This window comes from Streptococcus sp. SO2, from assembly GCF_030440025.1.
In genome coordinates this window covers 21,697-44,861 of the sequence record NZ_JAQFJH010000011.1, presented here as the reverse complement: position 1 = coordinate 44,861, position 23,165 = coordinate 21,697, and the positions used below count along the sequence as shown (strand labels likewise).

At 40.3% G+C, this 23,165-nt stretch carries 18 protein-coding genes; 10 read left to right on the top strand and 8 right to left on the bottom strand.

Annotated features, from left to right (window positions below; translation table 11 throughout):
* Positions 1 to 51: 51 nt before the first annotated feature.
* Both PCY17_RS08955 and PCY17_RS08950 read right to left on the bottom strand, forming a co-directional pair.
* Positions 52 to 1,500 (bottom strand): APC family permease, encoded by a 1,449-nt coding sequence (locus PCY17_RS08955; RefSeq protein WP_301393408.1) that lies wholly within the window; start codon positions 1,498 to 1,500, stop codon positions 52 to 54.
* Positions 1,501 to 1,925: 425 nt separating this feature from the next.
* A complete protein-coding gene (locus PCY17_RS08950; RefSeq protein ID WP_301393406.1) occupies positions 1,926 to 4,010 on the bottom strand; it encodes a GH92 family glycosyl hydrolase in 2,085 nt (694 codons plus the stop codon).
* Positions 4,011 to 4,181: 171 nt separating this feature from the next.
* On the opposite strand from PCY17_RS08950, the gene PCY17_RS08945 reads away from it, so the two are divergent.
* The 10 genes from PCY17_RS08945 (at position 4,182) to PCY17_RS08900 (ending at position 17,619) form a co-directional block, all read left to right on the top strand.
* Entirely contained in the window at positions 4,182 to 5,462 is a 1,281-nt protein-coding gene (locus tag PCY17_RS08945) for a glycoside hydrolase family 125 protein (protein WP_301393404.1), read from the top strand.
* A gap of 76 nt (positions 5,463 to 5,538) precedes the next feature.
* A complete protein-coding gene (locus PCY17_RS08940; RefSeq protein WP_301393402.1) occupies positions 5,539 to 8,184 on the top strand; it encodes an alpha-mannosidase in 2,646 nt (881 codons plus the stop codon).
* An 84-nt stretch (positions 8,185 to 8,268) separates the two neighbouring features.
* A complete protein-coding gene (locus PCY17_RS08935; RefSeq protein WP_301393401.1) occupies positions 8,269 to 9,138 on the top strand; it encodes an ROK family protein in 870 nt (289 codons plus the stop codon).
* Complete coding sequence (locus PCY17_RS08930) at positions 9,132 to 11,012, top strand: beta-N-acetylhexosaminidase (protein ID WP_301393399.1); 1,881 nt, start codon at positions 9,132 to 9,134, stop codon at positions 11,010 to 11,012. Before PCY17_RS08935 ends, PCY17_RS08930 begins: the two co-directional genes overlap by 7 nt.
* A 206-nt stretch (positions 11,013 to 11,218) precedes the next feature.
* Complete coding sequence (locus PCY17_RS08925; RefSeq protein WP_001032156.1) at positions 11,219 to 12,148, top strand: sugar ABC transporter permease; 930 nt, start codon at positions 11,219 to 11,221, stop codon at positions 12,146 to 12,148.
* 13 nt (positions 12,149 to 12,161) lie between these two features.
* Entirely contained in the window at positions 12,162 to 13,082 is a 921-nt protein-coding gene (locus PCY17_RS08920) for a carbohydrate ABC transporter permease (RefSeq protein ID WP_001074703.1), read from the top strand.
* 109 nt (positions 13,083 to 13,191) lie between these two features.
* Positions 13,192 to 14,676, top strand: coding sequence for an ABC transporter substrate-binding protein (locus PCY17_RS08915; RefSeq protein ID WP_301393395.1), 1,485 nt, complete (start codon positions 13,192 to 13,194; stop codon positions 14,674 to 14,676).
* A gap of 156 nt (positions 14,677 to 14,832) precedes the next feature.
* Positions 14,833 to 15,522: a CPBP family intramembrane glutamic endopeptidase gene (locus PCY17_RS08910; protein ID WP_301393393.1), complete on the top strand. Its 690-nt coding sequence runs from the start codon at positions 14,833 to 14,835 to the stop codon at positions 15,520 to 15,522.
* A gap of 128 nt (positions 15,523 to 15,650) precedes the next feature.
* On the top strand, positions 15,651 to 16,637 hold the full coding sequence (locus PCY17_RS08905) for a rhodanese-related sulfurtransferase (RefSeq protein ID WP_049502728.1): 987 nt from the start codon (positions 15,651 to 15,653) through the stop codon (positions 16,635 to 16,637).
* A gap of 124 nt (positions 16,638 to 16,761) precedes the next feature.
* Complete coding sequence (locus PCY17_RS08900) at positions 16,762 to 17,619, top strand: DUF4299 family protein (RefSeq protein ID WP_301393391.1); 858 nt, start codon at positions 16,762 to 16,764, stop codon at positions 17,617 to 17,619.
* A gap of 157 nt (positions 17,620 to 17,776) precedes the next feature.
* Here the strand turns inward: PCY17_RS08900 and PCY17_RS08895 are convergent, their stop codons facing one another.
* From PCY17_RS08895 to PCY17_RS08870, 6 genes are all read right to left on the bottom strand, one after another.
* On the bottom strand, positions 17,777 to 18,733 hold the full coding sequence (locus tag PCY17_RS08895; protein ID WP_301393389.1) for a DUF6574 domain-containing protein: 957 nt from the start codon (positions 18,731 to 18,733) through the stop codon (positions 17,777 to 17,779).
* An 87-nt stretch (positions 18,734 to 18,820) separates the two neighbouring features.
* Positions 18,821 to 19,729, bottom strand: coding sequence for a DUF4097 family beta strand repeat-containing protein (locus PCY17_RS08890; protein ID WP_301393387.1), 909 nt, complete (start codon positions 19,727 to 19,729; stop codon positions 18,821 to 18,823).
* Complete coding sequence (locus PCY17_RS08885) at positions 19,722 to 20,315, bottom strand: DUF1700 domain-containing protein (RefSeq protein ID WP_301393385.1); 594 nt, start codon at positions 20,313 to 20,315, stop codon at positions 19,722 to 19,724. The genes PCY17_RS08890 and PCY17_RS08885 overlap by 8 nt, the downstream gene beginning before the upstream one ends.
* The gene (locus PCY17_RS08880; RefSeq protein WP_049526196.1) at positions 20,302 to 20,628 is read right to left on the bottom strand and encodes a PadR family transcriptional regulator; all 327 of its coding nucleotides are present in this window, start codon (positions 20,626 to 20,628) and stop codon (positions 20,302 to 20,304) included. Before PCY17_RS08880 ends, PCY17_RS08885 begins: the two co-directional genes overlap by 14 nt.
* 173 nt (positions 20,629 to 20,801) lie before the next feature.
* Entirely contained in the window at positions 20,802 to 21,227 is a 426-nt protein-coding gene (locus PCY17_RS08875) for a hypothetical protein (RefSeq protein ID WP_301393383.1), read from the bottom strand.
* Positions 21,228 to 21,354: 127 nt separating this feature from the next.
* Complete coding sequence (locus tag PCY17_RS08870; protein WP_301393381.1) at positions 21,355 to 22,761, bottom strand: gliding motility protein; 1,407 nt, start codon at positions 22,759 to 22,761, stop codon at positions 21,355 to 21,357.
* Positions 22,762 to 23,165: the final 404 nt, after the last annotated feature.

Sequence of the window (23,165 nt, the reverse complement as noted above, 5' to 3'; positions counted from 1 at the left end):
AATATTCTTTCAAGCAAAGATAAAATCGATTTTATCTAGCTAGTAGTAGCATTATTTGATTTGTTTCTTTTGTTCTTTTTTGGCAAGTACTGGTAGAATCACACCTAATCCAATCAGAATAATTGGAGTCAAGATGTTTGTAAGAAGAGAGAATTGCCAAGCCGTTGGATTTTCAGCGTAGTTAATTTTTGGAACCATACCAAGGATACAAGCAAAAGCAGTAAAGAGGAAGCACCAAGTACCGATAACAAAGCCAAGTTTAGGATTGTTCACAAACTTGTATTCGGCATTTTTGTATGTTTTCCAAGCGCGATTAAGCATCATATAGGCAAGGAATACCCAGAGGTAACGCATTGGCATTACGATAGAATTGAGGTTTGTCATCCATTTTACAAGTCCGTCAATTTCCTGAATACCAAAAATTGGAAGAATGATGATAAGGCTAACGAGTACGCCTGTAAGGAGGTAGCCGTTAATGAGGACACCTTTTTCAGTACGTTTTCGAAGCCAGCTTGGGATGTAGTTTTCATCAGCGTTATTGAGAAGGATTTGCAATGGTGCGTCAATAGAGAAGGCAAGCGCAGCGATTTGTCCGACCATGTTTGTAAGAGCGTAGATCACGACAAAGAGGTTTCCAACTCCCCAAGAATTTCCTAACATTTGGAAGGCTTGATAAGCACCATTACGCATGAGGTCTTCAGGGATGTTATTGCCATCAAATAGCATTCCCATGGCAACTGATCCGAGGATAGCAGAGAGCCCCACCATGATGGCCATGACAATCATACCTTTTGGAAATTCTTTTGCAGGGTTGCGAGTTTGATTAACATAAGGGGAAATTTTTTCACAACCACCAACTGCAAAGACCAGTAGTGAAATCGTTGTAAAATAAGAAAAATCAAAATTTGGAATGTAGGTGCTCAGTTGATCCATGTGCGGTGTCGCAAATTGGATGTCTGGTTTAATGAAAGGCAGACCGACAGCCAAAAGCACAAAGAGTAAAGACATGATCAACATAGCACTTCCTGCCAAGCTACCAATGACTTTTAGAGTTGCCAATCCCTTTGTAGAAAGGTAGAGGAAAAGTCCAAAGATTAGCAAGCAGAGAATAACGATCCAGTGGATGTCGATTTGTTTAAGAAATTGTCCGTTACCTTGCAAGGCCCAACCAAGCGGAATTAGAATTCCTTGAGGTTTTTGTGCGAGATAAGGGATATGCACAACCCAGTAGGTCCAAGCAGCAAAGTAGGCTAAACGTTTGGTTGATGTTTTTTCAACCCAATCACTAACACCGCTTCCGCTTTCCTTAAAGGTAGAACCTAGTTGTCCAACGATGAGGGAATAAGGGATGAAGTAGAGTGCGAGGATCAAAATCCAAGATACGACGACTGAAATTCCCTGTTGAGAATAGTTGTTGACGACGTTTCCTAGCCCCCAAACCATGTTGAAGGCAATCAGAGAAACCATCAGCCAATTAAGTTGGTGTTGATCTTTTTTCATAATGTCTCCTTTTCTATTAATTTCAGTATATCATGTTTTTTTGAAAGCGCCTAACAAAATCCGAAATTTCCTATAAAAAATGTAGGGGGAATTTATCAGCTGGAGTTTGTACTTGAGTAAAAGTTATACACAATCTGTGGATAACTTTGTGAAATAAACAATTGTTTTCCATATGTTAGTTTAGAAAAAAGAGATAGAATGTATGAGTTGGGTACTAAGCTAGTCGGTTATAAAGACTGATAGAACAGTCTATTGAGGGCGTTTTACTTTAGAATGTCAAAAAAATGGTTGAGAGAAATCGTTTGGAAGTACATGAAATTGATTTGAAAGTTGATTGAAAGTTATACACAGTCTGTGGATAACTTTGTGGAGGATTTGGTATAAATCAGAAAATCCCCTTGTACATGACAAAGGGATTTGAACTATTAGTGATTTGGTAACCAGCTGAGGGTAAAGTCGAGAGATTGGGCGTTTAGCAAATCCTGGTGACCAATACTCTGAACTTCTTTTCCGTCAAGATGACAGTCTTGTACAAAGTGGAAGTGTTCATGATTTTGTTGCGTGCGAATATCCAACCACTGTTTTTTTTCTGCTAGATAGACACGAAGGTGGTCAAAGAGTGGAATCCCAAGGTCATAAATAGCTTTTCCTGGGCAGGTCGGGTAAAGTCCAAGGGCAGACCAGACATACCAAGCCGATAAACTACCGTTATCCTCATCTCCTGGATAAGCATCCCAGCCAGCTCGAAAGGCTTTTTGACGGAGAGTCTTGATTAAGAGACTGGTGTACTGAGGATAATTACTGTAACGGAACAGATAAGGGATGTGGAAACTTGGTTGGTTTGAAATGGCTAGTTGACCAAATGGTGCTGTTGCCATTTCGCTCATCTCGTGAATTTCATATCCATAACCCGTCGTTTCAAAGAGTGGGAGACTTTGACAAGCTTTTAAGAGATAGTTGCTAAAGGCTTCTTTTCCACCCATTAGTTGACCAAGTCCAGAAATATCATGTAAGATGCCTAGGCTTGCTTGAATAGCTGAACACTCAGCATAATCACGGCCCCAACTATAAGGAGAAAAGTCAGGACGGAAGTTGCCATCTACATCACGCGCCCTCATATATCCTGTCTCAGGATCAAATAGATTCTGATAGTTTTTAGAATAGTGGGCATAGGTTTGTGCCAGCTCTTCTTGACCTAATTTTGCTGCGCAGGTAGAGATGCAAAAATCACTGTAAGCATAGTCTAGTGTGTGACTGACACTTTCGTGGTGGTCTGTGGATAAATAGCCCAGTTCTTGGTATTGAGCAAGGCCGTGTCGTCCGTTGATAGCTTTTGGATCTGCCTTGGTTGCAGTTTCAATCATGGCTTTAAGAAATTCTTCTTCAAGATCAGGTGCCATGCCTTTACAAGCACTATCGGCAATAAGACCATCAATCAAGGTGCCAGGCATCATGCCTCTTTCATCAGGGGCAAGCCACTTAGGGAGGTATCCGGTGTCACGGTAGCTATTGAGGAAGCCTTCGAGAAACTGACGATAGTGCTCTGGAATAATCAAGGCAAAGAGTGGGAATGACGTGCGGAAGGTATCCCAAAAACCATTGTTAGTAAAGAGAAGACCTGGTTTAACTGTTCCTGAAGCGAGGTCCATATGGATGATTTCGCCTTGCTCATTTACCTCATAGAAGGTTTGTGGGAAAAGAAAGAGTCTATAAAGACAGTGATCAAAAAATGTTCGGTTTACTGGACCAGTTTCCACGACATCAAAACGGCCTAGAAGGTCTTCCCAACTTTCTTTGGCGACTGCTTTTGTTTCTTCAAAATCCTGTTTAGGAAGATTAAAGAGGGCCTGTTCTTTGGAAATAAAAGAAGTTGCTAGTTGAACTTGAGCATCCGATTCGTCTAAGTCAATTCGCCAGTCCTGTCCCTCTTGCGTAATAGAAAGGATTTCTACAGAAAATGCGAGAGCAGTATACATGACGAGAGGACTTTTATTGGTTTCGGTTTCTCCTGCTTGTCTCAGGGCCAGAGTTCGCTTATCCACTTGTTCGACTGTCAGTTCATCTGTTGCATGAAGATAGAGGGAGAGTTCTTTTCCCTGTGTTTGTCTTAGTTGAATAGAAGCCCCGTAGCAAGTAGGACTTAGCTGCGTTTCAATCTGGTAGCGTTCAGAAAAAATCTTTAGAAAATGAGGATTGAACGTAGCGCGCTCAAGATTATAGGAGGACTGACGGTGGAAGAGAGTATCACCCTTGATTTCTCCTGTAATTGGTGTCAGCAAGAGCCAGGAGTAATCGCCAATCCAAGGGCTAGGTTGGTGGGTTAGTCGAATACCCTGAAAGATAGGAAGATGGGGATCAAAGAACCAAGATCCTTCCTGGTCACTAGTCTGGGGTACAAAGTAATTCATGCCAAAAGGAACCCCTGTGTAAGGTAGGGTGTTTCCTCGTGAAAATGCATGTTTACTGGCTGTTCCAAAACGCGTATCAATGGTTTCAAGTATAGGTTTCATAGTAATTCCTTCAGTAGTTTTCTACATTATATCAGAAAAAGGAGACATTTAGAAAGCGACTTCAAAATATAACAATTTTGTAGAATAATGACTAACATTTGTGTATATATTTTCTGGACTAAAAGCTATATACTGAAAATGAAAATCTGTTTGAAAGAGGCAAAATAGTTTATGGTATATTCAAAAGAAATTGTCAGAGAGTGGCTAGATGAGGTGGCAGAGCGTGCTAAAGATCATCCTGAATGGGTAGATATTTTTGAACGTTGCTATACAGACACCTTGGACAATACAGTTGAGATTTTGGAAGACGGCTCAACTTTTGTACTGACAGGCGATATCCCAGCTATGTGGCTTCGTGACTCAACTGCTCAGCTGAGACCTTACCTCCATGTGGCTAAAAGAGACCCTCGTTTGCGTCAGACCATTGCTGGTTTGGTCAAACGACAGATGACCTTGATTCTCAAAGATCCTTATGCCAACTCTTTCAATATTGAGGAGAACTGGAAGGGGCATCACGAGACTGATCACACAGACCTCAATGGCTGGATTTGGGAGCGCAAGTATGAAGTTGATTCGCTTTGCTACCCATTGCAGTTAGCATATCTTCTGTGGAAAGAAACTGGCGAAACTAGCCAATTTGATGAAACCTTTGTCACAGCGACTAAGGAAATCCTTCATCTCTGGACAGTGGAACAAGACCACAAGAACTCACCTTATCGCTTCGTTCGTGACACTGATCGCAAGGAGGATACCTTGGTCAATGACGGCTTTGGTCCTGACTTTGCTGTGACAGGGATGACCTGGTCAGCCTTTCGTCCAAGTGATGACTGCTGTCAGTATAGCTACTTAATTCCGTCAAATATGTTTGCAGTGGTTGTTTTGGGTTATGTCCAAGAAATCTTTGCAGAATTAAATCTAGTAGATAGCGAAAGTATTATTGCAGATGCCCAACGTCTCCAAGCTGAGATTCAAGAAGGTATCGAAAATTACGCCTACACTACAAATAGTAAGGGCGAGAAGATTTATGCCTTTGAGGTAGACGGTTTAGGAAATGCTAGTATCATGGATGATCCAAACGTGCCAAGCTTATTGGCGGCTCCGTATCTGGGTTACTGCGATGTTAACGATGAAGTGTATCAAGCAACTCGTCGCACTATCCTGAGCCCTGAAAATCCATATTTCTACCAAGGAGAGTACGCAAGTGGACTCGGAAGTTCACATACCTTCTACCGCTATATCTGGCCGATTGCTCTATCTATCCAAGGATTGACAACGACGGATAAGGCAGAGAAGAAATTCTTGCTAGATCAACTCGTTGCCTGCGATGGTGGTACTGGAGTCATGCACGAAAGTTTCCACGTAGACGATCCGACTCTCTACTCTCGTGAATGGTTCTCATGGGCCAACATGATGTTCTGCGAATTGGTTTTGGATTACTTAGATATTCGCTAATGAGCCTTAGCTCGATAGGTTCTTGTAAAGAATCACAAATATATTTTTAAATTTAAGTTAGAATGAGGTTTTACTCATGGAAAATGTTGTTGTACATATCATCTCTCACAGTCACTGGGATCGTGAGTGGTATCTACCTTTTGAAAGTCACCGTATGCAGTTGGTGGAACTTTTTGACAATCTCTTTGATCTTTTTGAAAATGACCCTGAATTCAAAAGTTTCCACTTGGATGGCCAAACCATCGTCCTTGATGACTATTTAGAAATTCGCCCTGAAAACCGTGACAAGGTGCAACGTTATATTGACGAGGGCAAGCTTAAGATTGGTCCCTTCTATATCTTGCAGGATGATTACCTGATTTCAAGTGAAGCTAACGTCCGCAACACCTTGATTGGACAAGCGGAATGTGCCAAATGGGGCAAATCTACTCAAATTGGTTACTTCCCAGATACCTTTGGAAATATGGGGCAAGCTCCTCAAATTCTTCAAAAATCAGGTATTCACGTAGCAGCCTTTGGTCGCGGTGTTAAACCAATCGGATTTGACAACCAAGTCCTCGAAGATGAGCAGTTTACCTCTCAATTTTCTGAAATGTACTGGCAAGGGGCAGACGGTAGCCGTGTGCTTGGTATTCTCTTTGCTAACTGGTATAGTAATGGGAATGAAATTCCAGTGGATAAAGACGAAGCTTTGACTTTCTGGAAACAAAAATTGGCAGACGTTCGCGACTATGCTTCTACTAACCAATGGTTGATGATGAACGGATGTGACCACCAACCAGTTCAACGGAACTTGAGTGAAGCTATTCGCGTGGCCAATGAGCTTTTCCCTGATGTGACCTTTATCCATAGTTCCTTTGATGAATACGTTCAAGCAGTGGAAAGTGCACTTCCTGAACATCTATCAACAGTTACAGGGGAGTTGACTAGCCAGGAAACTGATGGTTGGTACACGCTTGCCAATACCTCTTCTTCACGTGTATATCTCAAACAAGCTTTCCAAAAAAACAGCAATTTGCTGGAGCAGGTCGTGGAACCTTTGACCATCATCACTGGTGGACATAACCACAAGGATCAATTAACCTATGCTTGGAAAGTGCTTTTGCAAAATGCACCACACGATAGCATCTGTGGATGTAGTATTGATGAAGTACACCGTGAAATGGAAACTCGCTTTGCCAAGGTCAATCAAGTCGGAAACTTTGTCAAGACCAACCTTCTCAATGAGTGGAAACATAAAATAGCAACTCAGGAAGCGCAAAGTGATCACCTCTTTACCGTTGTCAACACAGCTTTACATGACAAGGTTGATACAGTAAGTGTTGTAGTGGATGTTGTGATGTGTGATTTCAAAGAATTGCATCCGACTGAAGGTTATAAGAAGATGGCAGCTGTGACCTTGCCAGATTATCACGTTGAAGATTTGGATGGTCATGTCCTTGAAGCCAAGATTGAAGACTTGGGAGCAAGTTTTGGTTATACTTTGCCTAAGGATAAATTCCGCCAACCCTATATTGCACGTCAAGTGCGCGTGACAATCCCAGTTCACCTTGCTCCTCTTTCTTGGGCAAGCTTCCAATTGGTTGAAGGTCAAGTAAATCACCGTGATGGTATTTACCAAAATGGAGTTATTGATACACCATTCGTAACTGTGAGTGTAGATGAAGGAATTACAGTCTACGACAAGACTACAAATGAAGCCTACGAAGACATTATCCAATTTGAGGACCGTGGAGATATCGGTAACGAGTACATTTACTTCCAACCGAAAGGAACAGAGCCAATCTTTGCTCAACTGAAAGGTTATGAAGTTCTAGAAAACAATGCTCGCTATGCTAAGGTCTTGCTCAAGCATGACTTGACAATTCCAGTTAGTGCAGATGAAAAATTGGATGCTGAACAAAGAGGTATCATCGAGTTCATGAAACGAGATGCAGGTCGTTCAGAAGAGTTGACAACCATTCCTCTTGAAACAGAAATGACTGTCTTTGTGGACAATCCACAGATTCGCTTCAAGACTCGCTTTACCAATACAGCCAAAGACCACCGCATTCGTCTCTTGGTCAAAACTCATAATACTCGACCAAGTAACGATTCTGAAAGCATCTATGAAGTTGTGACAAGACCAAATAAAGTAGCAGCTTCTTGGGAAAATCCTGAAAATCCACAACACCAACAAGCTTTTGTTAGCTTGTATGATGATGTTAAAGGAGTGACTGTTTCAAACAAAGGATTGAACGAATACGAAATCCTTGGAGACGACACCATGGCTGTAACCCTTCTCCGTGCTTCAGGTGAGCTAGGTGACTGGGGCTACTTCCCAACACCAGAAGCCCAGTGCTTGCGCGATATCGAAGTTGAGTTTGCAGTAGAATGCCATCAAGCAGGGGAACGCTTCTCGGCCTTCCGTCGTGCCAAAGCCTTCCAAGTTCCGTTTACAGCTCTTCAAGTTGCAAAACAGGAGGGTAGCGTTGCAGCAACAGGTAGTCTCTTCAACCATCCAGCACTTAGCTTGTCACAAGTTTGTCCAACGGCCTTTAAGGTAGCTGAAAATGAAGAAGGCTATGTCCTTCGTTACTACAATATGAGCCAAGAAAATGTTCGCGTGTCTGAAAAACAACAAACCATTCTTGACTTGTTGGAACGCCCATATCCAGTTCATTCAGGACTATTGGCACCACAGGAAATTCGTACAGAATTGATTAAAAAAGAAGAAATTTAATTTCAAAAAGAAAACATAAACAGAAAGGAGGAGCGAAAAAGTAAGAACCAACTGCTAATTCGCTCCTTTTTACAGGTGAAAGAAATGACACTTGCAACCATTGATATTGGAGGGACTGGTATTAAGTTTGCCAGTCTAACTCCTGATGGAAAGATTTTAGATAAGACCAGCACTCCAACTCCAGAGACTCTGGAAGATTTGCTAGCTTGGCTGGATCAACGGTTATCAGAACAGGACTATCGTGGGATTGCTATGAGTGTACCAGGAGCCGTTAATCAAGAAACAGGTGTGATTGAGGGGATTAGTGCCATTCCTTACATCCATGGTTTTTCATGGTATGAGGCGCTTGCTCATTATAAGTTACCTGTCCATCTAGAAAATGATGCCAACTGTGTTGGGCTCAGTGAACTGCTAGCTCATCCTGAGATTGAAAATGCAGCTTGTGTCGTGATTGGTACAGGAATCGGTGGCGCTATGATTATCAATGGCAAGCTACACCGTGGTCGCCATGGTTTGGGTGGAGAGTTTGGTTATATGACAACTATCGAGCCTGCAGAAAGACTCAACAACTGGTCGCAACTCGCTTCTACAGGAAACATGGTTCGTTATGTCATTGAAAAATCAGGTCAGTCAGACTGGGATGGCCGTAAGATTTACCAAGAGGCTGCGGCAGGAAACGCCCTCTGCCAAGAAGCCATTGAGCGTATGAATCGAAACCTAGCCCAAGGGCTTCTCAATATCCAGTATCTCATCGATCCAGATGTCATTAGCCTAGGTGGTTCTATCAGTCAGAACCCTGATTTTATCAAGGGTGTGCAAGAAGCAGTAGATACCTTTGTGGAAAGATATGAAGAATATACAATTGCTCCAGTCATTCAAGCCTGCACCTATCACGCAGATGCCAATCTCTACGGTGCCCTTGTCAACTGGTTACAGGAGGAAAACCAATGGTAAGATTTACAGGACTTAGTCCCAAGCAAGTCCAAGCTATCGAAGTATTAAAAAATCACATCTCTCTACCGGATGTAGAAGTGGCAGTTGCTCAGTCTGATCAAGCCTCTATCTCTATCAAGGGTGAGAATGGGCAGTATCAACTGATCTACCGCAAACCTCATCAACTCTACCGCGCTTTGTCTGTGCTAGCAACAGCTTTAACAGAAGGCAACAAGGTCGAGATTGAGGAAAAAGCTACTTACGAAGATTTGGCCTATATGGCTGACTGTTCGCGAAATGCAGTGCTTAATGTCGCATCTGCCAAACAGATGATTGAAGTCTTGGCTCTCATGGGTTATTCAACTTTTGATCTCTACATGGAAGACACTTATCAAATCGAGGGACAACCTTACTTTGGTTATTTCCGTGGAGCATACTCAGCTGAAGAGTTACAGGAAATTGAAGCCTACGCTCATCAGTTTGATATGACCTTTGTCCCATGTATCCAGACCTTGGCCCACTTATCAGCCTTTGTAAAATGGGGTGTCAAGGAAGTGCAGCAACTTCGTGATGTAGAGGACATTCTCCTCATCGGCGAAGAAAAAGTTTACGACTTAATTGACGGCATGTTTGCGACTTTGTCTAAACTGCAAACTCGCAAGGTCAATATCGGAATGGACGAAGCCCACTTGGTTGGTTTGGGACGTTATCTTATCCTGAACGGTGTGGTTGATCGTAGTCTCCTCATGTGCCAACACTTGGAGCGCGTGCTGGATATTGCAGACAAGTATGGTTTCCACTGCCAGATGTGGAGCGATATGTTCTTCAAACTCATGTCAGCAGATGGCCAGTACGACCGTGATGTCGAAATTCCAGAAGAAACTCGTGTTTATCTTGACCGTCTCAAAGACCGTGTGACCTTGGTTTACTGGGATTATTATCAGGATAGTGAAGAAAAATACAACCGTAACTTTAATAATCACCACAAGATTAGCCAGGATATCGCCTTTGCAGGTGGTGCCTGGAAGTGGATTGGCTTCACACCTCATAACCATTTCAGCCGTCTCATTGCTCTTGAAGCAAACAAAGCCTGCCGTGCCAATCAGATCAAAGAAGTCATTGTGACTGGTTGGGGAGATAATGGTGGTGAAACAGCCCAATTCTCAATCCTACCAAGCTTGCAAATCTGGGCAGAACTCAGCTACCGCAATGATTTAGAACGTCTGTCAGCTCATTTCAAGACCAATACAGGTCTATCCGTTGAGGACTTTATGCAGCTTGACCTGGCCAACCTCTTACCAGACTTGCCAGACAATCTCAGTGGGATTAACCCGAACCGCTATGTCTTTTATCAGGATGTTCTCTGTCCAATTCTTGACAAGCACATGACACCTGAACAGGACAAACCACACTTTGCTCAGGCAGCTGAGGTTCTTGCTGACATTAAAGAGAAAGCTGGGAACTATGCCTATCTCTTTGAAACTCAGGCTCAGTTGAATGCTATTTTAAGTAGTAAGGTTGATGTGGGACGACGCATCCGTCAAGCCTATCAAGCAGGCGATAAAGAGAGCTTGCAACAAATTGCTAGAGAAGAATTACCAAAACTCCGAAGCGAGATTGAAACCTTCCACAAGCTCTTTAGCCACCAATGGTTGAAAGAGAACAAGGTCTTTGGTTTGGATACAGTGGACATCCGTATGGGTGGACTCTTGCAGCGGATCAAGCGAGCAGAAAGTCGTATTGAGGCTTATCTTGCTGGTCAAATTGTCCGCATCGAAGAACTAGAAGTAGACATCTTGCCATTTAATGATTTCTACGCAGACAAGGACTTTGCAGCGACGACAGCCAACCAGTGGCACACCATTGCGACAGCTTCGACCATTTATACGACCTAGAAAAACTCTATTCAGGAAGAAAGTTTCTCGTGAAACATACTTCTTATTATAAAAAAAGTTCTCCACATAAAATAATTTGTGGAGTTTTTTCTATAATTAGTAGTTTAAACTATCCTTAAAATAGGAGTATACTATTTTTGTAAACGTTATCAAGTCTAAAAATTGTGAGATTATCAAGTTTTAGAAAAATAAAAAGGGAGGAAATTATGAACAAGTTTTCAAAAACTTTGAGAGATAATTGGATATTTCTCTTAATGGTTTTACCAGGGACACTTTGGTTGATCTTATTTTTCTACATCCCAGTATTTGGAAATGTGGTTGCCTTCAAAGACTACCATATGACTGGTGAAGGATTCGTCCACAGTATTATAAATAGTAAATGGGTTGGACTAGATAACTTCAGATTCTTATTTAGTTCAAAAGATGCCTTTGTCATCACTCGAAACACTGTCCTTTACAACCTTGGATTTATCTTTATCGGTTTGATCGTATCGGTTGGGATTGCCATTATCCTTAGTGAACTTCGCTCTAAGCAAATGGTTAAAATCTACCAAACTTCTATGTTATTCCCGTACTTCCTATCTTGGGTTATCATCAGTTTCTTTACAGATGCTTTCCTAAATATCGATAAAGGGCTTATCAATCACACCTTAGAAGCTCTCGGGATGAAGGGTATTAACTTCTACGCAGACATCAGTATCTGGCCTTACCTCCTCCTTTTCCTAGGTATCTGGAAAGGCTTCGGATACAGTAGTGTTATGTACTACGCTACAATCATGGGTATTGACCCAACTTACTACGAAGCAGCGACAGTGGACGGTGCTAGCAAATGGCAACGTATCCGCAACGTAACCATCCCTCAGTTGACACCACTTGTGACAGTATTGACCATCCTTGCAGTCGGAAACATCTTCCGTGCAGACTTCGGTCTCTTCTATCAAATCCCTCACAACGCTGGTCAGCTCTATAGCGTAACAAACGTATTGGATGTCTATGTCTTTAATGGTTTGACACAGACAGCAGACATCGGTATGGCTTCAGCAGCCGGTCTCTATCAGTCAGTCGTCGGTTTGATTCTGGTTATCCTATCAAACTTACTTGCAAGACGTGTTGATCCTAACTCAGCACTATTCTAGAAAGGAGGAGCATATGGCAAAAAAAATTCAAAAAGAAAAAATTGATAATGTTGGCATACACTCCTTCAGCAAGAAAGCAGATATCTTCTTTAGTATCATTTCTGGTTTGCTGGCCTTCTCTTGTATCTTGCCTTTCATCTTTGTCATCATTATCTCAATTACAGATGAGAAGAGTATCGTTCAATATGGATATAGCTTCTTCCCATCACAATTTGGATTAGATGGTTTTGAGTTTTTGGCTCAGTTCAAAGATAAGATTTTACAAGCGCTCTTTATCTCAGTATTTGTGACAGTTGTCGGTACATTGACAAACGTCTTTATCACGACAACTTACGCCTATGCCATCTCACGTTCAACATTTAAGTATCGTAAATTCTTTACAATCTTCGCTCTTCTTAGTATGTTGTTCAATGCTGGTTTGGTACCAGGCTATATCGTGGTAACTCAATTGCTTCACCTTGGTGATACTATTTGGGCCTTGATTGTTCCAATGCTTCTATCACCATTCAACATCATGTTGATGCGATCCTTCTTCAAGAAAACCATCCCAGAAGCAATCCTCGAATCAGCTCGTATCGATGGAGCTAGTGAAGCTCGTATCTTCTTCCAAATCTGTTTGCCACTGTCATTACCAGGTATCGCAACGATCACACTATTGACAGCGCTTGGATTCTGGAATGACTGGTTTAACGCCCTTCTTTACATCAAGAGTGATAACTTGTATCCATTGCAATATTTGCTCATGCAAATTCAAAACAACATGGATTACATTGCTAAGTCAGTTGGTATGTCAGGACAACTTGCGGTTGCCCTACCAAAAGAAACAGGTCGTATGGCCATGGTCGTAGTTGCGACTGTTCCGATTGCGATCCTCTACCCATTCTTCCAACGCTACTTTGTAAAAGGTTTGACTATCGGTGGTGTTAAAGAGTAAGGAAGTTTAAGAAACATTGTTTCTTCTCTAACTCTGATTTTTCTGACAAAGGAAAATCAACAATCTAATTTTGTTAATAACTTTAAAAATAAAAAAAGGAGTTTTTATAATGAAAAACTGGAAAAAATATGCTTTTGCATCTGCTAGCCTTGTCGCTTTAGCTGCTAGCCTTGCAGCTTGTGGAAACCTTAAAGGAAATAACCAAAAAGCTGCTGAATCATCATCATCAGGTGATACAACTGTTATCAAAATGTACCAAATCGGTGACAAACCAGATAACTTGGATGAATTGCTAGAAAATGCAAACAAAATCATCGGAGAAAAAGTTGGCGCTAAGTTGGATATCCAATACCTTGGTTGGGGTGACTACAGCAAGAAAATGTCAGTTATCACTTCATCAGGTGAAAACTATGATATCGCCTTTGCAGATAACTATGTCGTAAACGCTCAAAAAGGTGCTTATGCTGACTTGACAGAATTGTACAAGAAAGAAGGAGCTGACCTTTACAAAGCGCTTGACCCAGCTTACATCAAAGGTAACACTGTAAACGGTAAAATCTATGCAGTTCCAGTTGCAGCCAACGTTGCATCTTCACAAAACTTTGCTTTCAACGGCCCACTTCTTGAAAAATATGGAATCGATATCTCAGGTGTAACTTCATACGAAACACTTGAACCAGTATTGAAACAAATCAAAGAAAAAGCTCCAGATGTAATGCCATTTGCTGTTGGTAAAAACTTTATCCCATCAGAAAACTTTGACTACCCAGTTGCAAACGGACTTCCATTCGTCATTGACCTTGAAGGCGACACTACTAAGATCGTAAACCGTTACGAAGTTCCTCGTTTCGTAGAACACTTGAAGACTCTTCACAAATTCTATGAAGCAGGATACATTCCAAAAGACGTAGCAACAAGCGAAACTTCATATGATCTTACTCAAGATACTTGGCTTGTTCGCGAAGAAACAGTAGGACCAGCTGACTACGGTAGCAGCTTGCTTTCTCGTGTTGCTAACAGAGACATCCAAATCAAACCATTTACTAACTTCATCAAGAAAAACCAAACAACTCAAGTTGCAAACTTTGTAATCTCAAACAACTCTAAGAACAAAGAAAAAGCAATGGAAGTGTTGAACCTCTTGAACACTAACCCAGAACTCTTGAACGGACTTGTTTATGGACCAGAAGGCAAGAACTGGGAAAAAGTTGCAGGTAAAGAAAACCGTGTTAAAGTCCTTGATGGATACAAAGGAAACACTCACATGTCAGGATGGAACACTGGTAACAACTGGATCCTTTACATCAACGAAAACGTTACAGATGAACAAATTGCACAATCTAAGAAAGATTTGGAAACTGCAAAAGAATCTCCAGCGCTTGGATTCATCTTCAACACTGACAATGTGAAATCTGAAATTTCAGCTATTACTAACACTATGCAACAATTCGATACAGCTATCAACACTGGTACTGTAGACCCTGAAAAAGCTATTCCAGAATTGATGGAAAAACTTAAATCTGAAGGTGCTTACCAAAAAGTATTGGATGAAATGCAAAAACAATACGACGAATTCTTGAAAAGCAAAAAATAAGATAGATTGATTTCGTGTATTCATTCCTAAAAAGAGCGATCACTGCCTTATCTGGTTTTTCCAGATGGGGTGGTGATTCTTTTTATAATAAATACATATAATTATTTGTATTTTGTTCAGAGTTTTGCTCTTACATTTAACATAGGTTATAGTCATATGAAAAAATATCATCCATTCTTTAAAATAAGCGCAATCTTATCCTACCTATTTTTCGTATATGGACTTTCTCAGTTGACGCTTATGATCCAAAATTACTGGCAATTTTCTTCTCAAATTGGCAATTTTTTCTGGATCCGAAACCTTGTCAGTCTTGTCTTTATTGGCATCATGATAGGAATTTTAATCAATACAGGACATGGATATCTTTTTGTTATTTCAAAGAAAAAATGGCTGTGGTATACAGTGCTGACAATTCTCGTAGCTGTGCTTCATATAACGTTTAATTTCCAAACGGCTAGACATGTTCAGTCTACCTATGAAGGTTGGGCCGTGTTGATCGGTTATAGTGAGACAAATTTTGCCGAGTTGGGACTCTATCTAACCTTATTTTTCCTAGGTCCTCTGATGGAAGAGTTGATATATAGGGGCTTGTTCCAACATGCCTTCTTTAAAGATTCGAAATTTGGGCTTGACCTGATTCTTCCTTCGGTTTTGTTTGCTCTTCCTCACTTTTCAAGCTTTCCCAATTTCCTAGATATTCTTGTTTTTTCGTCATTTGGAGTGTTTTGTGCGGGTTTAACTCGCTATACAAAGAGTATCTATCCTGGTTATATCGTTCATGTTATCAATAATATTGTCGCAACCTTACCATTTTTGGTAACCTTTCTTCATCGAATATTTAGCTGAAACAAGATCTGAAACTGGGTCTTGTTTTCATTTTTCGGTCAAATAAATTGCATTCGCTTTCTTGGGAGAGTATACTGGTATAGTTGAATGAAAAATTCTGATAATTTAATCTTAGAAAAGAGAAGCAAATGTCAAAAGATATTCGAGTTTTACTTTACTATAAATATGTTCCCATCGAAAACGCGGAACAATTTGCTACAGACCACTTGGCTTTCTGTAAGTCTATCGGCCTAAAAGGTCGTATCCTAGTCGCTGACGAAGGGATCAACGGAACCGTTTCTGGAGACTACGAAACAACGCAAAAATACATGGACTACGTTCACAGCCTTCCAGGTATGGAAGACCTCTGGTTCAAGATTGACGAAGAAAGTGAGCAAGCCTTCAAGAAGATGTTTGTTCGCTACAAGAAAGAGATTGTCCACCTTGGTTTAGAGGATGATAACTTTGACAACGACATCGACCCACTTGAAACAACAGGTGCTTACTTGTCTCCAAAAGAATTCAAAGAAGCCCTCCTAGACGAAGATACAGTTGTCCTTGATACTCGGAATGACTACGAGTACGATCTTGGTCACTTCCGTGGGGCTATTCGTCCAGATATCCGCAACTTCCGTGAATTGCCACAATGGGTCCGTGATAACAAGGAAAAGTTTATGGACAAGCGCGTCGTAGTTTACTGTACTGGTGGAGTCCGCTGTGAGAAATTCTCTGGTTGGATGGTTCGTGAAGGCTACAAAGATGTCGGTCAATTGCATGGAGGAATCGCGACTTACGGGAAAGACCCAGAAGTTCAAGGGGAACTTTGGGATGGTAAAATGTACGTTTTTGACGAGCGTATCGCAGTCGATGTCAACCATGTTAACCCAACTATCGTAGGGAAAGATTGGTTTGATGGAACACCATGTGAACGCTATGTCAACTGTGGAAATCCATTCTGTAACCGTCGTATCTTGGCATCAGAAGACAACGAAGATAAATACCTTCGTGGCTGCTCGCACGAGTGTCGTGTTCACCCACGTAATCGCTATGTTTTAGAACATGAATTGACACAAGATCAAGTCATCGAGCGTTTAGCAGCAATAGGTGAGAGTTTAGACCATTCTGAAGTTGTATAATAAACATTAACAGTCCTAAAGGGCTGTTTTTCTATGCTTTTGACTAAAAAATCTTAAATTTGTTTCTGCTTCTTTCAGGAAAATGGTGTATACTATATGTAAACGATTTCAAAGGAGACCATTTATGGTGAAAACATTTTTTATTCCAAATAAACAAAGTATTTTAGGACAACAGGAGATTTTAACAGCTAAGTCAGTCTTGGCCCTAGTAGATGGCTTAGAGTCACATAGTTATGATGCTGTTTATCTTCGTCAACCCCTCAATCGCCTTGAGTATATCGAGTGTGGAATCATAGGCAAGTCTCAATTTCTCTTTAAAGTTCGTTATGTAGATGCTCAAAAAGGCTATCAAGTGATCATTCCTGACCTGATTACAAGAGCTGACTGGGTGATTGTAGAAGGGCTCTTGCAAGCCTTGTCTAGCAAGGTTGGTGAATCTGTTGAAGGTTTGTCAGACTTTGATTTGGAAGACTATTTCCAAGAAACTGTTAAAAACTATCTAGCTGATAAGGATGCTCATTTGGCCTTTTGCCAAGGAATTCTATTAACTATTTTCTTTGATAAGAAGGATTTAGAAAGTTTCCTAGAAGAAGATGGACTGGCACGTTTTGAAGAATTAGTTAAGAGGGTTCAAGGGTCAGATGCTTATCCTGCAAGTGCTAAATTCTACCCAGATGGTGAGGGTAAGGTTCATGGAATCTACCACCTGGCTCAAGGAGTAAAGACTATTTTGCCAAAAGGTCCTGTTGTTCCTGTACCTTATGTTGAGCAGTTGGCTGGTAAGGATCTTGTCTGGGAGATTGACCTGGTGAAAATATCTGGAGATGGTTCTAAGCCTGAAGACTACGAAGCAGTAGCTAGACTGGATTACCAAGCCTTTTTAGAAGCTCTTCCAAAGGAACTTTGTCAGGATTTGGATGCCAACCAAGTAGAGGTAGGACCAGTTTCAGGAGAGGATTTTGAAGCCTTAGCAAATAGATAAAAAAGAAATTTGGGGTAAAAGTCCAAATATAAAGTTAAAAAGCGGACAAGATTAGTTTTCTGATTATCAGAATTCTGTCTTGTTCGCTTTTGTGTTTCTAAAATTTTATAGTAATGATCCTCTAAAGCTAATATCTTTCTATCTCGCTGCCTTTATCTTACATAAAAGCTAGGATTCGTAGATATTCAAAAACTAGAGTCATTTCTGCTAGGAAGAAGAGAAATAGGATACCACCGTTAACTAGAAATGCCAAGAGAAGGCGATAGAAGGGATCAGTTTGGCTATCTTTACTTGGTCTTGAGATGGTATAGAGGTTGGCAAGAAGTACCAGACCAATGCTAATGAGGCAGAGAAGAGCCGCAAAGCGTAGACTATTAAAGAAGGCAAAGAAACTGGCAATACCTGTGAGCAGGAGAGGAAGGGCCAAGAGTCTGCTGTACTCTTGCAAGGATTTTTCCAGTGTCCAGTCATTGTCCTGATTGACAAAACGTTTAACTACAAATCCACCCATAAGGATAGAAAAGAAGAATAAACTTGTCGCTACCAAGATGGAGAAGATAGAAAAGAGATTCAGTGAAGGGAACTGCTCGCTGACATGAGAGTTGATAGCCGCCATATGGCCGTAGTAGTTATGCTTGATATGATAAATCGCACAGAAGAAACTAAGAGCAGAAAAGATAGTCAGCAGGGCAAAGGCATTATAACTATGTTTTTTATCTGTATCAATGCTTGTTGTCGGTTCTTTAAGGGCACCTTGTAGCCAAAACCAAAGATCAGCCAGTTCTTCTTTGAATACTGCGAATAGCGCTGTTTTGGTAGATACAGAATCTGGTAAAAACGGGCTTTCCAAAGATTGACTTTTCTGAGAAGCTTCTTTAATAGGTTCTTCTGACTCGTCTATCTTTTCTGATTTTTCAGCGAGTTCTTCAGTCTCTACAGTTTCCTCACTAGTTTCCTTATCTTCTGGATTGGCTTGAGGATTTTCCTCAACTACTGGCGCCTCTTCTCTTGTCTCTGAATCTTCTTCAAGGAGAACTGAGTCGGATGGGCTATCTTTTTTATCATTGTTGGCTGTTTTTTCGAAATCAGCACTTTCAAACCATTCTTGAGTCATAATAGACCTCCCTTTTTTGATTAATTTTTGAGTAGTAACTACTAGTTGTCTTTATTCATGATTTCTATAAGAAAGCAAGCAATCTTATTATGGGAAATAGATACTTTGATTAGATTTTGCGACGAGGAGATCTTGCGTATCTTTTTTTTCTGTTTTGTAAGGGTTCACTAATGCTTCACCTTTACTACCTCCCGTAGGTATGTCATGTCTGTCTCGATGCCAACGATAGATATCACCATGTTCAGCAGAAAATTCAAGATTGATTCGATCAAGTTCCTTCTGAGATAACTCGAGTGAGATATCTTTTCTTGCCTCGAATTCCACTCGACCATGCACTTGGATATCGTCTGCCTTGATATGTTCATGATCTGCTTGGATGCGGCTATCTGTTAGACTGGTTTCAAATATATTGACAATTCCAACTGTGGTTAGTTGGCTATTTTTAATCTCGCTATCAGTGATACGAAGGAGATATCCATTTGACAGAATCTTGGCATTGCTGAGTTTTGCATTAGCAATTGAAAGGATACGATGGTTTACCTGGGCAGTTAGATTTTTTAAGTCTTTTCCTCTTGGTAACGAGAGAACAACTTCATCATTGCGGCTAGAAATTCCGCTTGCGATAAATAGGATACCCTCAATACTAGAACCTATAGAGCGACGCTTAGTTGACTCGGTGTCTGAAATATCAAGAGTTTTTTCTTTGATAGAATTTTGAAGATTTTCTTTTTCAGAGAAGGTTGGATGATACTGGATGTGAATCTTATCATCGCTTGATTCAGTGATAACGAGCGAATGTTCTTTTAGAGAGATGTTTAGATTTTCAATGTCTTGGTCAAATACAAGTTCTTCCTTACGGCTTTCAAATACTGGTTTTTGAGACATTGCAAGGAGGCTTCTGACACCATCTGTTTGGATCCCGATGATCATCATGGAAAAACCAATGATACTAGTAACAACACCAAAGATAAGAAATCCTTTTGTCCATTTACGCATGTCTTTCACCTCTCTTTCCTCTATTAAGAATCCATTGGATAAGTCGAAGGACTAGTAATCCAAAGAAACGGGTCACATAAGAAGTTGCTAGTAAGACTAGAGACGAAGCCCCAATCGCTAATAAACCTCCTCCAAAAATCAGCACAAAAGCAGATGTCGATTCAGCCAGAACGTAGAAGCTTTCAAATAGGAGAACGCCTCCTAGGATTAGTCCAGCCACTGATACAGCAAAGAAGGCCATAAGTACGCTGACAGCAGCGATAAAAATCCCGATGATAGCCATGAGAAGACCAATCCCGACTGGAATCCCGATAGGTGCAGCCAGAAGTGCGATGATTGCGATTTGTAAAACCTGACGGTTGTTCTTATTGGAATTTTCTTCGTTTATTTTCTTATCAAGAAGTGTAGTCAGGACATCATGGGCAGCTTCTTTTGGACTTCCCAGGCTAGCGATAAGGTCCTCCTCACCTTCTGGACCAGCATCATCAAAGAGTTCTTTGAAGTAATCCATGGCTTCGATGCGATCAGCTTGAGGAAGCTTCATCAGATAGGCTTCAAGCTGATTCAAATATTCAGTTCTTGTCATGGCGAATGCTCCCTTCTATGATGCCGTTGATAGTGTCAGTGTAGAGTGTCCATTCTTCTCGAAGGACAAATAGTTGCTCCTCTCCAATTTCTGTCAAGGAGTAGTATTTGCGCATCCGACCTTGGTATTCGCGAGAGTATGTAGTCAGATAGCGGTTGGTCTCCAGTTTTTTCAAGATGGGGTAGAGAGTAGATTCCTTGATTTTGGCGATGAGTTTAATGGTTTGGCTAATTTCATAACCATAGGAATCCCCTTGTTCTAGAATGGCCAAGATGAGAAATTCAATCAAGGCCGATGATGTTGGAAAATACATGGGGCACCTCCTTTTTTAGTATGTAAAAATTTTATATATAATTATTCTACACATACATCATACATCTAAATGGAAACGCTGTCAAGTAATATGTATAAAAATTTTACATATAAAAAATCTTCCAGCAAAAACTAGAAGATTAGAGGCTGTTTTGCATTACTTTGAGGCAATGCTTATCTGTAATCCTCATCATAAATGGGCGGAAGATAAAAATACTTGTCTTCAATCTTGATTCTAGCACAGAGGATGCCGTTTTGATAGACATATCCGTTAAATGGAGGATAGCTATCCAAGTTTTTTAGGATATTCTCAGGCAAAGATCTGAAATTGTAATCCCTCGGAGCCCCAGAAACAATCAATCTTTCAGTCCGATAAGCCTTGATTTCTTTTTCATATTTTTTGAGAAATGCTTCTCGTTTGCTTTCAAAGAGAGCCAAATCTCCGTCCTCTAACTCGTAATAGCGTTCGTAACCAGCAATCCAAGAAATATAAACACACAGTAAAGATTTTTCTATCTCTGGAGAGTAGCCAATTGTAAAGTAATTTTCTTTGTCGACCTGCCGATTTTCGACTGTGATAGTCTGTATAAAGTTAGTCATGATAATCTCCGTTTCAAGAATGAACTAGAAAGACTTCTCATTTAAAAATCTTTTAGCTCATCAAAGATTTCTATAAATTTTTCTTTGTCCATCCCTAAATCTTCAGGTAGTAAATCTAAGATCTCGATCAGGGCATCATAGATATCCTCTCTCTCGATTGTTTCAATAAGTTACGCTTGTCCATTTTATTGAAACCTTGAGTATACTCTCTTATGAGGACTTCTATGTGTTTCATAGTGTCCTCGTTGGGGTTTTCTAGAAGCTTTATAACACTTGCTCTAGTCTTTCTATATAGAGAGGCTGCTTTTTTTGCGTTTGCGGTTGAAATATTTTCTTGTCCATCCCATGAGCGAAATGGATTGTCTAGGTTTTGGGCTAGCCATTCAGCTTTCCTCGGTTTTGTTATCCAAAGATTCAGTCCCTTGTCCTGCTGTTTTTTATAATATTTTTTGGCTACTTTAGCGGCCTCTTCTGGTAAGCTACTCATCCAAAACATACTTAATAGAGGTAAATCTTCTGGTTTGGGAATATCCTCTGCAGTAAAGCCAAACAAATCAACAGTGGAAAAATAGACTAACTCTTTGAACTCTGATAATTTATGGAAATTGAGAATATGACCAGGTTTCCCCCATAATCTTAATTCCCTAAGCCTTGGATAGTTATTCAAGATTTGAGCAAAATCTATTTCAAGGATGTTAGAACAATGGATGGCTCCTAAATCTTTTAATCCCAGTACCTTAGGTAGAGAACGATCAAGTTGTAATCGTAAGCTGGCTCCATGGTCCTTTACAAGTATCTGACAATTGTCGCTCATGTCTCCTAATAAGACTAGCTCCTCCAAATCATCGTTCAATCTAAGTTCCTCTACGCCTGTCAAATCAATGGAAAGCCGATGTATGGATGTCTTAGAAAAATCCAGTTTTGTTTGTCCATGATTTTTAAGAACTAGTTCTGTAATAAAAGGAGTTGATTGCAAATACTCATATATATTTTTGTGCCATCTCGTTAATGTCAACTTAGATAAACAAGGAAAGACCTTTAATTCTAATGCGTCTTCAAAAGGCGTCCACTCGTCATTGATATTGTGTTTAGAAATACGGGACTCATTTCCTGCAAATGAAACTTTTTCCTTGCTTTTATCTGCTTTCTTAAATAAATCTCTTTTTTCTTTTGGTATTTCTTGCCATTTCAGTTGCCTATAAATATCGTAACCATTTCCCCAAAACATAGCATATGTGTTTGTGCTTTCGGTTGTTAATGGTCTTGTATTCCCAATAAAAATATAATTTGACGGTACCTGAATATCAACATTACTAAGATGTAAGTTTCTTTCCCAGTACATAAAATCTATATAGAGTGGCTTCAAAGAAGCTAGTTCTTCTTCTCTAAGAGGTTGTTCTCCTGACCAGTCTAATGACAGTAGGACAGCCTGCGACTTTTTCTCCCCCTCTTCTATCTTGGTTATCTGACAAGCGATGTATTTTTTTAGATGGGTATTGTAAACACAATAGACGTCCCCTGCTTTTGCTAGCATATAAATTTCTCCTTAAATGTTACTACATTTTCAATAGTCTTTTTAGACTTTTAAATAAATACTTGTTTGTAATTGAGTTAAAACAAGTAAAGTTCTTTAAGGTTTTATTTTAGATAGATTTCTGGTTTCTCAATGACTGAGCCGTCCTTCAATTTTGGGAATTGAAGGATTTTATGATGCAAAAGGTTAACCTCCTTGGAAGGTTTGATTGTTAGATATTCTAGCTTTATCAGATTAATGATTGAAGTTGCATCCTTACTTTTTAGGATACCAGTAAAAAAGTTGAAATAGCGTAACTATGGTATATCATTTAAAAAGTTAGAGGAATCTACATGGATGTTTTTAGGGGAAAAACAATCCCCTTCAATTGAGAGAGTTTCGACTTCTTTGAGAGATAAATTGTA